13 protein-coding genes are annotated in these 13547 nt (G+C 73.0%); 9 read left to right on the top strand and 4 right to left on the bottom strand.

Going from position 1 to position 13547, the window contains the following annotated elements:
• The first annotated feature begins 160 nt into the window (after positions 1-160).
• A complete protein-coding gene (locus tag KVS67_RS14420; protein WP_217565325.1) occupies positions 161-1162 on the top strand; it encodes a helix-turn-helix domain-containing protein in 1002 nt (333 codons plus the stop codon).
• Positions 1163-1283: 121 nt separating this feature from the next.
• Here KVS67_RS14420 and KVS67_RS10655 read toward each other — a convergent pair whose 3' ends face one another.
• Entirely contained in the window at positions 1284-2606 is a 1323-nt protein-coding gene (locus KVS67_RS10655; protein ID WP_223247479.1) for an MFS transporter, read from the bottom strand.
• Positions 2603-3331, bottom strand: a complete 729-nt coding sequence (locus tag KVS67_RS10650) for a class I SAM-dependent methyltransferase (RefSeq protein WP_036314929.1) — start codon at positions 3329-3331, stop codon at positions 2603-2605. Before KVS67_RS10650 ends, KVS67_RS10655 begins: the two co-directional genes overlap by 4 nt.
• A 296-nt stretch (positions 3332-3627) precedes the next feature.
• Here KVS67_RS10650 and KVS67_RS10645 point away from each other — a divergent pair, with 296 nt between their 5' ends.
• The 7 genes from KVS67_RS10645 (at position 3628) to KVS67_RS10615 (ending at position 10073) form a co-directional block, all read left to right on the top strand.
• On the top strand, positions 3628-4977 hold the full coding sequence (locus KVS67_RS10645) for an O-acetylhomoserine aminocarboxypropyltransferase/cysteine synthase family protein (RefSeq protein WP_036314933.1): 1350 nt from the start codon (positions 3628-3630) through the stop codon (positions 4975-4977).
• A 1-nt stretch (position 4978) separates the two neighbouring features.
• Positions 4979-6289 carry a cystathionine gamma-synthase gene (locus tag KVS67_RS10640; RefSeq protein ID WP_036314936.1) on the top strand — a complete coding sequence of 437 codons (1311 nt, stop codon included), beginning with the start codon at positions 4979-4981 and terminating at the stop codon, positions 6287-6289.
• Positions 6286-7332 (top strand): putative oxygenase MesX, encoded by a 1047-nt coding sequence (locus KVS67_RS10635; RefSeq protein WP_051995257.1) that lies wholly within the window; start codon positions 6286-6288, stop codon positions 7330-7332. Before KVS67_RS10640 ends, KVS67_RS10635 begins: the two co-directional genes overlap by 4 nt.
• A complete protein-coding gene (locus KVS67_RS10630; protein WP_036314939.1) occupies positions 7329-8360 on the top strand; it encodes a methionine synthase in 1032 nt (343 codons plus the stop codon). The genes KVS67_RS10635 and KVS67_RS10630 overlap by 4 nt, the downstream gene beginning before the upstream one ends.
• A 196-nt stretch (positions 8361-8556) precedes the next feature.
• On the top strand, positions 8557-8898 hold the full coding sequence (locus tag KVS67_RS10625) for a luciferase family protein (RefSeq protein WP_036314941.1): 342 nt from the start codon (positions 8557-8559) through the stop codon (positions 8896-8898).
• Positions 8899-8973: 75 nt separating this feature from the next.
• Positions 8974-9486 (top strand): helix-turn-helix domain-containing protein, encoded by a 513-nt coding sequence (locus KVS67_RS10620; RefSeq protein WP_036314943.1) that lies wholly within the window; start codon positions 8974-8976, stop codon positions 9484-9486.
• On the top strand, positions 9486-10073 hold the full coding sequence (locus tag KVS67_RS10615) for a PIN domain-containing protein (RefSeq protein WP_217565324.1): 588 nt from the start codon (positions 9486-9488) through the stop codon (positions 10071-10073). Before KVS67_RS10620 ends, KVS67_RS10615 begins: the two co-directional genes overlap by 1 nt.
• 33 nt (positions 10074-10106) lie before the next feature.
• Here the strand turns inward: KVS67_RS10615 and lysE are convergent, their stop codons facing one another.
• Positions 10107-10721: an L-lysine exporter gene (lysE, locus tag KVS67_RS10610; protein ID WP_036314948.1), complete on the bottom strand. Its 615-nt coding sequence runs from the start codon at positions 10719-10721 to the stop codon at positions 10107-10109.
• A gap of 71 nt (positions 10722-10792) precedes the next feature.
• Here lysE and KVS67_RS10605 point away from each other — a divergent pair, with 71 nt between their 5' ends.
• Positions 10793-11668: an ArgP/LysG family DNA-binding transcriptional regulator gene (locus tag KVS67_RS10605; RefSeq protein WP_217565323.1), complete on the top strand. Its 876-nt coding sequence runs from the start codon at positions 10793-10795 to the stop codon at positions 11666-11668.
• 23 nt (positions 11669-11691) lie between these two features.
• On the opposite strand, the gene KVS67_RS10600 is transcribed toward KVS67_RS10605, so the two are convergent.
• Positions 11692-12762 (bottom strand): GNAT family N-acetyltransferase, encoded by a 1071-nt coding sequence (locus KVS67_RS10600; RefSeq protein WP_217565322.1) that lies wholly within the window; start codon positions 12760-12762, stop codon positions 11692-11694.
• Positions 12763-13547 lie beyond the last annotated feature (785 nt).

Here is a 13547-nt window from a genome sequence, read left to right as displayed (position 1 = left end):
GTCGGAGAGCATCTGGAACCGGGACATGTCCCCAGGGTCTCAGCTGACTCGTGCATCTATTCTCAGACACGCCCTAGGCGCGGCCACGTACGCAGACGAGTTGCGGCTTCTGACGGAGTTCCGCCGCCTCACCCGGGGCCGGGGTAGTGCCGTGGTGGGCGTGGGTGAGGAGTCGATCCTCCTGAATGCCGCGGCGGAGCGGTTGGTGCGGTGTCTCGACGGATCGGAGCTGCGGGCCCTGGCGGTGCGAGCGCGGCGGGGGGAGCTCGACGGTGGCGATGTGGGCGTGGCGGGGGGCTTCAGCGTCGCGGACGTGTCCGAGGCGTCTGGCATGACCCTGATGCGGTTGGAGAGGGCCGCGACGGAAACCACGCCGCGTCCCACGCCGGGGGCGGGGCGCGGGACCTGGGCTCCGGCCGTCGAAGCGGCCCGCGAGGCACGGGGCTCGGTGAGCGTGATCGGGGAGCCCGGCTCCGGCCGCACGGCGGCCGCCCGGAGGATCGCTGGCCCCGACGCCGTCATACTCGAGGTCGGCCGCGCCCAGACCCCCGAGGACACGACCTGGCTACGGGGGCTCGAGGCCCTCGTGCGGCGGCCCGGCCCGCCGGTGGTGGTTGACGACGTCGACGCGCTGGAACCTCGGCTCTTGCCAGGACTGAGACGAGCCCTCCGACAGGGGCGGTGCCGGATTGTCATGACCGCCCAGGTGCAGCCGACGACCGATGTCTCGGCCGTGCTCGCGTTGACGGAGCATCGCGTCCAGCTCTCGCCGCTGCGCCGTCGGCTCGCCGAGTTCCCGGCGTTGCTGGCGGCTATGGCGGCCCAGGTGCACGGCGCCTCGGCGCCGATGTTCTCCCCGGAGGCCGTGCGCGTCCTGGCGCAGCAGCACTGGCCGGGCAACCTGGTCGAGCTGGAGTACGTCGTGGGCCGTGTTGGGCGGAGGGCTGGGGGCGGCCGTGTGACGGTGGCTGAGCTGCCCGCATCACACCGTGGGGAAGGGACTGTCCCCCTCCTGGGCCTCGAACGGGCCGAGCGGGAGGCGATCATCGACGCATTGGAGTCGGCCGGCGGCAATAAGGTGCGGGCCGCCGCCGCGCTCGGGGTGAGCCGGGCGACGCTCTACCGCCGCCTGCGCACCCTGCGCATCACGCAGGAAGGCTGAGCGGGGCCAGCCGGGTGCCGGGCTGGACGCGCGGCGGGGTGGTCCCGCGCCGGGCCGACGTTCTCTACGCGGGTCGTCCTTATTCCGGACGGCCCGCGCAAGGAGCATCGGTCGCGCGGATTCAGCGCTCAGCCGTCCTCGGCCCGAGATGTCGCGCGGCCGGCACGACGGCGGCCAGCGAGACCACCGCCAGGACCTGCCACCCCGCGAGCGCCCAGCCGACCCCGAGCGTCGCCCCGAGCGCACCTCCCGCGAGGGTCGCCAGCGGCACGGAGCCCCGGGTGAGGGTGCGGCGCATCGCGGTGACCCGCCCGAGCGTGCCCTCGGGGCAGGCGCGGGCGGTCACGGCAGCCTGGGTGATGTTCCCGAGCAGGACCATGAACCCCCAGAGGGCGGCGCCGGCCAGCAGCCACGGCCCGGCATGAGCGCGGTCGGCGTAGGCCAGCAGGTGCAGCCCCACGGCCACGGCGCAGCCGACCGAGCCGAGGAGGATGCACCGGCGCTCGCCCAGGCGGTCGATGGCCCGGCCCGCCAGGGACGAGGCCGTCAGTGCCCCGACCGCGCCCGCGGTGATCTGGATGCCCAGGAACTCCGGCCCGAGCCGCAGGTCGGTCAGGATCCAGACCGCCTCGACCGGGGCGAAGAGGGCCATGCCCACATTGGCGGCCACCGACCCCATCGTCAGCAGCCACAGGACCGGGGTGCGCCGCAGGACCGTCCACCCCTCCGCGGCGTCCTTCCCGAACCGGGCCCAGCGGGAGAGGACGTCCGCGACGCCGGGGTCCCCGTCGTCGTCCGGGACGTCCGCCGCGGCGGAGGGCCGCAACCGCACCCGGAGCGCGACGATCGCCGCCGCGAAGAGGAACGCCGTCGCGATGCCGAGCACGGGCCCTGCGCCCAGCGACCCGACGAGGACGCCCGCCGCGGCGGGCACGATCAACACGAGGGCGGCGTCGGCGGACTCGAGCCGCGCCGTCAGGCGGGCGACGGCGGTGGCCGGCACGACGCGCGGCACGAGCGCGGTCTGGGTGGTCTCGGCCAGCACCGTGAGCACGCCCAGCAGGGTCATGACGGCGGCGAGGTGACCGAACGTGAGCGCGTCGAGCGCCCACGCCGCGACGAGCGAGCCGAGCACCGCCGCCTTGGCGAGGCCGGTGGCCGCGAGCAGCCGCGGGCTGAGGTGTCGGTCCACCACGATGCCGAGGGGCACGCCGAGTAGGAGGAATCCCAACCCGGAGAGCGTCATCAGCACGCCCATGCCGTCGGCGCCCACGCCGAGCAGGAGCACCGCCAGGACGTCCAGGGCGACGTCCGTGGCGGACCGGCCACCCGCGTCGAGGGCGTTGGAGGCGACCAGCCACCGCGCCCGTCCTTCCGGCAGCGGGGGCGTCCCAGTGTCAGAGCCGCGGGGGGCAGGCGTCTGGCGACGCGGGTCCGTGCTCACCGCCACACGTGGAGCAGGTAGCCGTAGCTCAGTGATGTCGCTGCGGGGTGCTCGGCGAGCCACGCGTCGGCGACCCCTCGCTCGAACTCCAGCCGCAGGACGGCCTCGAGGTCGGCGCGGGAGTCGAAGGTCCACGAGCTCATGACCTCGCGGGTCTCGGCCCCGATGCCGGCCCACCACTCGCGGGCGTACGTGTCCTGGCCCTGCGCCGCGGCGTTCGTGCTCGCCCGCAGCAGCTCGGCGAACTGGCCGCGCTCGGTGTCGTTGTCGATCACCACGAGCGCGCCGCCGGGCCGCAGCACCCGGGTGACCTCGTCCAGGCCGGGCCGGACGTCCCAGCGCGGGTGCGGGAAGAAGTACGCGAACCGGGCGTGCACGACGTCGACGCTCGCCTCCGGCAGCGGGATCTGCTCGGCCGAGCCGTAGAGCACGCGCGCCCCGCCGGGGCGGGCGCGGGCGGCCCCCAGCAGGCGCGCGTCCGGCTCGACGGCGATCGTCTCGGCCGCGTCGGCGTAGCGGGGCAGCCAGAAGCCGGTGCCCGCACCGAGGTCGAGCAGCGTCCGCCCGGTCCAGGGCGCCGCCTCCTGCAGTGCCGCCCAGAGGGCGCCCTCGCGGTCCATGGCCGCGTTCTCGATCTCGTACAGCGCCGGGTCCACGCCCTGGTTGCCCGAGGGCCGGAAGTCGGGCAGGTCCGTGGCCGGTCCGCCCGGTGTGCTCTGTGTCATGTCCGGGAGTCTGACACACACCCCCCTCCACGCCAGTCCGTCACACGGGTCTGCCTCGGCCCGCCGCGCCCCGGAGAGGCTCCGGCCGGTCCTGGATGGCGCGGTGGCGGCTCATATGACGCGCGAGCCGGCCGTCCGCTGGACTCGCGGCGGCCCGCCGCGTGGGATGGGCTCACCACCCATCCAGAGCGGCCGAGAGATCTGGCTCGACGACGCCGCAGCAACCCGCCCGCCGCACCCGGACCCCCGGGAACGGCAGGCCCGGTGCTACCGCCAGGACCGATGGAGGAGAGCAGATGCCCCGTCACGCCACACAGCAAGTCCACGCCGGCTACGAGCCCGCCGCACCCCACCGGCCGGTCGTCCCGCCCATCCACCAGACCACGGCGTTCCGTTTCCCGGACCACGCCACGGCGGCATCGATGTTCCGGCTCGAGACCCCCGGCTTCACCTACAGCCGCACGGGCAACCCGACCGTCGCGGTGTTCGAGAACCGCCTCGCCGCACTGGAGGGCGGCATCGGCGCGATCGCCACGGCCACCGGCCAGGCCGCCGTCGCGCTGTCCCTGCTGGCGCTGCTGCAGGGCGGCAAGCACCTGGTCGCCTCCAGCCAGCTCTACGGCGGCACCGTGGACCTGCTGACGGACACGTTCGCGGACTTCGGCATCGAGGTCACCTTCGCGGACCCGGCGGACCCGCCCGCGTGGGCCGCAGCGGTCCGGCCCGACACCCGCGCGTTCTTCCTCGAGGCCATCACCAACCCGCTCGCCACCCTCCCGGACCTGCCCGCGCTCGCGGACCTCGCCCACGCGGCCGGTGTGCCCGTGGTGGTGGACAGCACCCTCGCGACGCCGGCCCTCTACCGGCCGCTGGAGCACGGCGCCGACGTCGTCGTGCACTCGGCCACCAAGTTCCTCGGCGGGCACGGCGCGGTGCTCGGCGGCGCGATCGTGGACGGCGGCACGTTCGACTACGGCGCGGCGCCGGACCGGTGGCCGCAGCTGGCCCGGCCCAAGGCCCGCTACGGCGGGCAGACGCTGGTCGAGCGGCACGGCCGCGGCGCCTACCTGACGCTGGCCCGCAGCAAGTTCCTGCACGACCTCGGCCCCACCCTCGCCGCCGCGAGCGCGGCGCAGTTCATCCAGGGGCTCGAGACGCTCGACCTGCGCGTGGCCCGCCACACCGCCACCGCCCTGGCCGTGGCCGAACACCTGGCCGGGCACCCCGCCGTCGCCCGGGTGCACCACCCCGGCGTGGCCGGGCATCCCAGCGCGGCGCTGGCCGCCCGTGACTTCCCGGACGGCGTCGGCTCGGTGTTCTCCTTCGACCTGGCCTGCGGCCCCGAGGCCGTGGCCCCGTTCCTCGACGCGCTCGAGCTGTTCCAGCTGGTGGTCAACGTCGGCGACGCCCGGTCCCTCGTCTCCCACCCGGCGACCATGACGCACTGTCGCCTGACGCGGCAGCAGCGCGAGGACGCCGGGATCGCCGAGACCACCGTCCGGCTCTCCATCGGGCTGGAGTGTCCCGACGACCTGATCGCGGACCTGGACCGTGCCCTGGCCGTGGTGACCGCCGCCGGGCCGGCCGTCCCCGCCACCACGCCCGCCGTCCCCGAGACCGCCGCCGTCACCCAGGAGGTGCGCTGAGATGACCGCTGTCCACCACACCACCCGCTCCGTCTCCCGTCCCGCCGTCCGCGGCTTCACCACCACCGCCGTGCACGCCGGCCAGGAGCCCGACCCGCTGACCGGCGCCGTGGTGCCGCCGATCTACCAGACCAGCACCTTCGTACAGGACGGCATCAACGTGCTGCGCGCTGGGCATGAGTACAGCCGCGGCTCCAACCCGACCCGGAACGGCTTCGAGACCCAGCTCGCCGCCCTCGAGCACGGCGATCGGGCGTTCGCGTTCGCCTCCGGGCTCGCCGCCGAGGACGCCCTCCTGCGGGCCGTGCTGCGCCCCGGCGACCACATCGTGCTGGGCGGCGACGGCTACGGCGGCACCCACCGCCTCATCACCACCGTCCTCGAGCCGTGGGGCGTGTCCAACACCCCCGTGGACATCACCGACCCGACGGCGGTCGCCGCGGCCGTCCGCCCCGGCCGCACCGCGCTGCTGTGGGTGGAGACGCCCTCCAACCCGCTGCTCGGCATCGCGGACCTGGCCGCCTGGGCGCAGATCGCCCACGACGCCGGCGCGCTGCTGGTCGTGGACAACACGTTCGCCTCGCCCTACCTCCAGCGGCCCCTCGACCTCGGCGCGGACGTGGTGGTGCACTCCACCACCAAGTACATCGGCGGGCACTCGGACGTGCTCGGCGGCGCCGTGGTGGTGGCCGACCGCGAGTTCCGCGGCCGGGCGCTGGCCGAGGCGGTGGCCTACCAGCAGTTCGCCGCCGGTGCGGTCGCCGGCCCGCAGGACTCCTACCTCGCCGCCCGCGGCCTCAAGACGCTCGGCCTGCGCATGGACCGGCACGGCGCCAACGCCGCCGCGCTCGCGGGCTGGCTGCAGGGCCGCCCCGAGGTCGCCCAGGTCTTCTACCCCGGGCTGCCCGACCACCCGGGCCACGCGCTCGCCGCGCGGCAGATGGACGGCTTCGGCGGCATCGTCTCCGTCCGGCTGGCCGGGGGAGAGGCCGCGGCCCGCGCGTTCGCCGAGGCCACCGAGCTGTTCGCGCTCTCGGTCAGCCTCGGCGGGGTCGAATCGCTGCTCTGCTACTCCTCCGAGATGACCCACGCCTCCGTGCGGGGCACGCCCCTGGCCGTCCCCACGGACCTGGTCCGGCTCTCCGTCGGCATCGAGGACGTGGCCGACCTGCAGGCGGACCTCGAGGCCGGCCTCGAGTGCGCCGCACGCGTCGCCGCCGGCCGCGGGGCGCCGCCGTCGTCCGCGGTGCCCCGTCCCGCCCCCGCCCACCACCGCACCACCCGCGCCCGCACCCCGGAGAGGACCCGATGAGCCACGCCACCCTTGTCCCGAGCACCGCGCCCACCCGCGTGGACGACCTGACGTTCAGCATCCACACCACGCCGTTCGACGAGGACTACACGCCCGCCGCCAGCACGCGCGCCACCACGAACTTCGCGAACCTCGCCCGCGGCACGGACCGGCGGGAGAACCTGCGCGCCGCCCTGGCCATGATCGACGGGCGCCTCAACGACCTCGCCCCCTGGGACAACCCGGAGCGGGACCGCTACACGGCGCGGATCGAGATCGTCTCGATCGACGTGCACTTCACCGCCGACGACGGCGCGGACGTCGACTTCCCGCTCATGGAGATGCTCGACGTGCGGGTGGTCGAGCGTGCGACGGGCGCCGTGCTCGGCCGCAGTGTGGGGAACAACTTCTCCTCCTACGTCCGCGACCACGACTTCTCGGTGGTGCTGCCCGCGCACGCGGTGACGTCGCCGGGGACCGAGGAGCCCGACGGCTTCGGCGACCTGCACGGGCGGCTGTTCCGGCACCTGCTGGACTCGCAGGCGTACCGGGAGCGGTTCCCGCAGCCGCCCGTGATCTGCATCAGCGTGTCCACGAGCCGCACCTACCGGCGGCTGACGAACGAGCACCCGGTGCTCGGGGTCGAGTACCGCCAGGACGAACCCTCCCGCACGGACCGCTACTTCGGCCGGATGGGCCTGGGGATCCGGTGCTTCCTGCCGCGCGGGGCCGTGGCGCCGCTGGCGTTCTACTCGCGGGGCGACCTGCTCAACGACCACGCGAACCTCTCCCTGGCCGGGCTGATCGCCACCATGGAGACCTTCCAGCGGATCTACCGGCCGGAGATCTACAACGCGAACGCCGGGGCCGGCGAGGTGTACCGGCCGCGCCTGGACCACGGCGACTTCTCGCAGACCCGGATCGCCTACGACCGCGAGGAGCGGGCCCGCCTCGGCCGGGAGCAGGGGGAGTACACGCAGGAGCACTTCGTGGGCCCGCACCGCGACCTGCTGGAGCGCTGGGCCGCCGCCCACGCCGCACGAGACAACGAGGAGACCCGATGACCACCCTGATCCCCACCGCCCTCGTCGGCAGCCTGCCGAAGCCCGGCTGGCTCGCCGAGGAGGAGACGCTCTGGTCGCCCTGGAAGCTCGAGGGGGAGCAGCTGCGCGAGGGCAAGCTCGACGCGCTCGCCCTCGCCGTGGCCGATCAGGAGCGTGCGGGCATCGACATCGTCTGCGACGGCGAGCAGACCCGCCAGCACTTCGTCACCACGTTCATCGAGCACCTCGGCGGTGTGGACTTCGACCGGCGGGAGACGGTGCGGATCCGCGACCGGTACGACGCGAGTGTGCCGACCGTCGTCGGGGAGGTGGGCCGGCCGGCGCCGGTGTTCGTGGACGACGCGAAGGCTCTGCGCGCCCGGACGGACCGGCCCATCAAGTGGACCCTGCCCGGGCCGATGACCATGATCGACACCCTCGCCGACCGCCACTACGGCAGCCGCGAGAAGCTCGCGTGGGAGTTCGCGCGCATCCTCAACGAGGAGGCGCGGGAGCTGGCGGCGGTGGGCGTCGACGTCGTGCAGTTCGACGAGCCCGCGTTCAACGTGTTCTTCGACGACGTCCGCGACTGGGGCGTGGCGACGCTCGAGCGTGCGGCCGAGGGCCTGACGTGTGAGACGGCCGTGCACATCTGTTACGGCTACGGGATCAAGGCGAACAACGACTGGAAGGCCACGCTCGGGGAGGAGTGGCGCCAGTACGAGACGTCGTTCCCGCTGCTGCGCGAGTCCACGATCGACACGATCGCCCTGGAGCGGCACCACTCCCGGGTGCCGGCGGAGCTCATCGGCCTGCTGCGCGGCAAGAAGGTGATGGTCGGCGCGATCGACGTGGCGAGCGACGAGATCGAGACGCCCGAGGAGGTCGCGGCGACCCTCCGGGAGACCCTCGAGTTCGTGGACGCGGACAAGCTGATCGCGAGCACCAACTGCGGCATGGCGCCGCTGGCTCGCTCCGTGGCGCGGGACAAGACCGCCGCGCTCGTGGCCGGCGCGCGGATCCTCCGGGAGGAGCTGGGCGGGGAGTGAGGGGGGCCTGATGGCCTTGCCTGGCCGGCGGGGCCCCGTCAGGATCGTCTGCATGGATCCTGATGCGAGCCCCCGTGTCCGGCTCACCGCTGACGATCCCCGGCCGGGCAGTCGTCCCGCGACGTCGACCGAGGGGCCCCACCGACAGCTTGATCAGCGATCATCGCCGGAGCTGTGGGGCCGTCTGGTCGCTGCGGTGTTCGCCCTCGACGGCGTCGAGGAGGGCCACAGCACCGTCTCGCCAGCAACGTCGCGCGCCCTCCACCTGACAGGCCGGCCGGAGGAGCGCACCCCGGAGGTCAACCTCTCACCAGGCCGGCGCTGGGAGCCGGTGCACCTGCATGGGGTGGACGACACGTCAGTGCACCTCGTCCTGGCGCCCGAGCGCGGCGTCCGTCTGGCCGAGCTCGGATGGCTCGAACCGCATGGCTACGCGGACTTCGGCACGGAGTGGATGCTCTACGGTCCGCGGGACGAGGCAGAGCTGGCCGTCGTCGTCGGGATCATCGAGGAGTCGCTCGCCTACGCGCGCGGTTGACGCAGCGCCCCGGAGCGGGGAAGCGGACGCGAGAGGAAACTGCGAATTTTTCGTTTTCGCGGGTAGTCTTGTTCCATGACTGCGACGGTGAATGACAAGCACACGGTGCTGCCGCCGACGGACCTCGAGGAGATGCTCGACGTCGGCAGGTTCCTCGACGGCCTGACGCAGCCGGCCGCCCTGGTCGGCCCTGATGGGCAGAAGGTCCCCCTGCCGCCAGAGGCTTTCAACGTCCTGCGGGACGTCGTCGAGGCGATGCGGGTGGGCAAGGCCATCACGGTGGCACCCGTCGACCAGCTGCTCACGACACAGGAGGCGGCGAACTTCCTCGGCATCAGTCGTCCCACGCTGGTGAGGCTGCTCGAGGAGGGCGCGTTGCCGTACGAGAGGACGACCGGTGGTCGGCACCGACGCATCCGGCTCCAAGACGTCGTGTCCTATCAGCAGCGGAAGCGCGGGGAGCGGCGTGCCTCGCTGAGCGACCTCGTAGGGGAGGCCTCGTCTGCGGGGCTCTACGACCAGAAGGCGGAGTCCTACCGCGAGGCGTTGCGTCAGGCTCGCGCCGACCTCCGGGGTGAGCGCGGGTAGTGGCGCGCTTCAGCGCGGTGCTCGACGCGTGCGTCCTCGTGCCCATCGCCCAAGCGGACACCTTGCTGCATCTGGCCGAGGCGGGCCTCTATCGGCCGGTATGGAGCGGGCGGATCCTCGACGAGACGGTGCGCGCACTGGAAGCGATGCATCCAGACATGCGTGCGTCGGGGGCGGCGCGTCACCGTGCCGGGGTCATGGACGCCGCCTTCGACGACGCGCGGGTCGAGGGGTGGGAGCAGCTCGTGCCCGGGATTGATCTTCCGGACCCCGATGATCGGCATGTGGTCGCCGCCGCGATCCAGGGACGTGCTGACCTGATCGTCACGGCGAATCTGAAGGACTTCCCGCGGGAGGTCGTTGAGTCCTTCGACATCGAGGTGCAGAGTCCGGATGAGTTTTTCATGAACCAGCTCGACCTGGACCCGGCTCGAGTGATGACGGCCCTCGCAGCCCAAGCGGGCGCGACACGGAATCCTCTGTTGACCGTCAGGGACGTCCTTGAGCGGCTGGTGCCGTGCGGTGCACCCCTGTTCGCGGAGGCCGCACGAGCCCAGCTCTGGCGGGTCGACGTTGAGCGACCTTGATTCAGCCCGACGCCAGAACCGGCGTCTGTCGGCTCACCCCCACACGCCGGAACCGGCGATGAGCCGGACCGCGAGCACCGCCATGACCACCGCGATCACCACGTCCACCACGCGCCACGCCTTCGGGTCGGCGAGCACCCGGGCCAGCAGGCGTGCGCCGTAGCCGAGCGCGGTGAACCACAGGACCGAGGCGGCGACGGCGCCGGCGGCGAAGACCCACCGCGCGTCGGGACCGTGCTGGTTGGCGAGGCTGCCCAGCAGCACCACGGTGTCCAGGTAGACGTGCGGGTTGAGCCAGGTCAGCGCGAGCGTGGTGGCGATGACCGAACCCGCGGTGCGCGGCGCCTGCTCGGCGACGAGCCCCTGCGGGCGCAGCGCGGCACGCAGGGAGGAGACCGCGAACCAGAGCAGGTACAGGGCGCCGCCCCAGCGCAGCACCTCGAGCAGCCACGGCACGGCCTGCACGAGCGCACCCACCCCGGCGGTGCCGGCCAGGATCAGCACGGCGTCCGAGGCCATGCACACCAGCACGACGGCGCCCACATGCTCCCGGCGCACGCCCTGGCGGAGCACGAAGGCGTTCTGGGCGCCGATGGCGACGATGAGGGCGAGTCCGGTGAGCAGGCCGGTGCCGGCGAGGGTCCACATGGGTGAGGACGCTAGGGCCCGGCCACGCCTGAGCCAAACGAAGAGAACTGCAGGTGCCTAAGCTCTGCTTCATGAACCTGGATCAGCTGCAGGCGCTGCGTGCGATCGCGGACGAGGGCTCGTTCGAGGCGGCCGCGTACGAGCTCGGCGTCAGCGCCTCCGCGGTCAGTCAGCGCATCCGCACCCTGGAGCGGGAGGTGGGCCAGGTGCTGCTCCGGCGCGGCACACCCTGCGAGCCCACCGAGGCCGGCGTCGGCCTGGTGCGCGTGGCCCGGCACATGCGGGTGCTCGAACAGGAGGCGTGGGCCGGGCTGGGCCGCACGGCGGCCGGGCGCAGCGTCACCTCTCTGGCCGTGCCCGCCGACGTGCTGGGCACGTGGTTCGGGCCCGTCCTGGCGGAGGCCGCCGACTGGGACGACACGGTCCTCGACCTGCACGTCGAGGACCAGGACCACAGCGCCCGGCTGCTGCGCCGCGGCGAGGTGCTGGCCGCCGTCACCACGGAGCCGCAGCCGGTCCAGGGGTGCGCGGCGGAGTCGCTGGGGAGCATGCGCTACGTCCCGCTCGTGGCGCCCGCCCTGCTCGCGCGGCATGCGGCGGGCGACGTCGTCGACCTCGGCGCGATGCCCATGATGCGCTACAACGCGAAGGACGACCTGCAGCGCCTCGCGCTGAGCGGCGCCGGGCTAGACGTCGCCCCGCCCACGCACCTGGCGCCGTCGTTCGACGGGTTCCACCGGTCCGTCCGGGCCGGCCTGGGGTGGGGGATGCTCGTGGACGCCCAGGCCGTCGAGGACGTGCGCGCCGGCCGGCTGGTTCGCGTGCCCGGGCTCGACGACGTCCTCGTGCCCCTGTACTGGCAGGCGGCCACGCTGCCCGTGACGCGCCTGGTGCGGCTCACGCGGGCGGTGCGGGAGGCGGCCCAGCGGACGCTCGAGCGGGGGTGAGGCGGCACCGAGGTCGCGGACCGTCAGCGACGTCGCAGCGGCGCCGGCGCCTGCAAGGACGCCTCGACCAGCACAGGCCGGAAGCCCAGCGCCTCGTTGACGTCGAGCATGTGCCGGTTCTCCTCGGCGTTCCACGTGATGACCGCGCGAGCCTCGGGCAGCGCGTCTCGGACGGCGATGAGGTTCGCCGCCTTCACGCGCATGCCGAGGCGGTGGCCGCGGTGCTCGGGCAGCACGATGGTGTCCCACTGGTCGATGAGCCCGTCCGGGCGCGAGCGGGGCGCCACCAGCTCGCTCAGGGCGACGATCCGACCGGTGGCACGGTGCCGCGCCACCGCGCGGAAGAGCCGGCCGGTCGTGAGGATCTGCTCATCCATGCGACGCACGCGGGCCGCATCCCAGACCTGCTCCACCACGGTGCGTTCCCCGGAGGGCACGTCCGTGGCCATGCGGGCCTTGAGGACGGCGAGGTCGTCCTGCAGGGACGCGTCGGCCGCGCCTTCCCAGGCGTGGAGCTCGTAGTCCGACGAGACGCGTTCGGCCTCGGCCAGGGCGACGGCGGGGTCGATCCCCGGATCGGCGAAGTCATACCGGCTCACCCGCTCGATCTGGACGAGCGTGAAGCCGTAGGACTGGGCGAGACGCACACCCGGATGCTCGGCGGGCACCACGCCGGCGCCGTTGGCCGGGGTGAGCGCCCGTTGCCCGGCCACCGGCCGCGGCGTCAGCGGCCAGGTCTCGAAACGGGTGAGGCCGGCGGTGTCCAGGACGAGCCGCTCGGCCAGTGCGCGGCCGTGGCCGCGTCCGCGGTGCCGCGGGTGGACGTAGACGTTGAGGGCGGCCGCGTCAGGGTCGTCGACGTGGTTGATCAGGACGCGGGCGTAGCCGACCGCCTCGCCGTCGACGTACGCCAGGTAGCGGCGCAGCGTGTGGTCGGTCTCGGCGGCGGCCTGAATGAGCGCGTCCGTGGGGGTCTCGTCCCACTCGGTCGTGCCGATCAGCTCGTGGTTGTACTCGTCTCCGAGGCGGCAGTAGGCCCGCCAGTGGGGGTCGTCCGACGAGGCGGGCAGGGGGAATTCGATGATGTCAGGCATGCGGTGACTGCTTTCTGCAGAAAGGGGTGGGCGCAGAGGCACCCGTCGAGCCGTGCTCGAGACGGGCGCGCGGGGAGGGCCGGTGGTGGGTCGTCGGACCCACGGGGTCACTTCTGCTGCATCATGGGTGAACTATGTCACGACGCGGATCGGTGGGCAAGGGCCTTCGCCGTCGAGAGGCAGCGCAGGGGCCCCTGGCCTGCGGTGGGCTCGTGGGGCAGGGGCCCGAACCGCCCGGTGTGTCCGTTGTCGAGATGCAGCGCAGATTTCACCTGACGCGCGGGGAACTCTTCGCATATCGGGCGGGATCCGGTCGGCGGGAAAACCGGGTGTCCAGGTGGGCGCCCCCGCGCGCCCCGGGGATCGCCCGAAACGTACGGGCGGCTGCCGCTCTAGCGGGTTGGTTGTGGCGAGCCGTGCGGCGGGCTGACAGGGCCCGAGGTGGCGCACACGGCGCATGGCGGGCTCCCTGGTCACAAACGACCGATTATGTCCTGCGCTCCGAATGGTTCGAGTCAGATGGCAGGTCTAAGATCGAACTGCTCTTAAGCTGGTCAATAAGTTTTAGGTTGCTCTTTGGGCAACCGCTTTTGATGGGAGCAATCAGTGACAGCAGTTTCCCTGAACCAGATTGACATCATCGTCCCAGATGTCCTTGAAGCAGCCCGCCTGCTGGTCGATGCCTTCGGGGCGACGGCGCGCGTACAGGAGCCAGAGTTCGCTGAGGTGAAACTCGGGGGCATGATCCTCATGTTCTCTCGCACTGCATTGGTCCCCATGCAGCC

The sequence above is a fragment of the Micrococcus sp. GbtcB5 genome, assembly GCF_019091605.1.
Lineage (GTDB): Bacteria > Actinomycetota > Actinomycetes > Actinomycetales > Micrococcaceae > Micrococcus > Micrococcus luteus.
Note: the sequence above shows the minus strand (reverse complement) of the source record. Positions and strands in the feature narration are given on the sequence as shown.

What these genes read in the sequence shown, in the direction of transcription:
- lysE (WP_036314948.1), bottom strand. Translation starts at nt 10,721, where the DNA reads ATGTGGACCCTCGCCGGCACCGGCCTGCTCACCGGACTCGCCCTCATC.
- KVS67_RS10600 (WP_217565322.1), bottom strand. Translation starts at nt 12,762, where the DNA reads ATGCCTGACATCATCGAATTCCCCCTGCCCGCCTCGTCGGACGACCCC.
- KVS67_RS10650 (WP_036314929.1), bottom strand. Translation starts at nt 3,331, where the DNA reads ATGACACAGAGCACACCGGGCGGACCGGCCACGGACCTGCCCGACTTC.
- KVS67_RS10635 (WP_051995257.1), top strand. Translation starts at nt 6,286, where the DNA reads ATGAGCCACGCCACCCTTGTCCCGAGCACCGCGCCCACCCGCGTGGAC.
- KVS67_RS10640 (WP_036314936.1), top strand. Translation starts at nt 4,979, where the DNA reads ATGACCGCTGTCCACCACACCACCCGCTCCGTCTCCCGTCCCGCCGTC.
- KVS67_RS10605 (WP_217565323.1), top strand. Translation starts at nt 10,793, where the DNA reads ATGAACCTGGATCAGCTGCAGGCGCTGCGTGCGATCGCGGACGAGGGC.
- KVS67_RS10630 (WP_036314939.1), top strand. Translation starts at nt 7,329, where the DNA reads ATGACCACCCTGATCCCCACCGCCCTCGTCGGCAGCCTGCCGAAGCCC.
- KVS67_RS10645 (WP_036314933.1), top strand. Translation starts at nt 3,628, where the DNA reads ATGCCCCGTCACGCCACACAGCAAGTCCACGCCGGCTACGAGCCCGCC.
- KVS67_RS10620 (WP_036314943.1), top strand. Translation starts at nt 8,974, where the DNA reads ATGACTGCGACGGTGAATGACAAGCACACGGTGCTGCCGCCGACGGAC.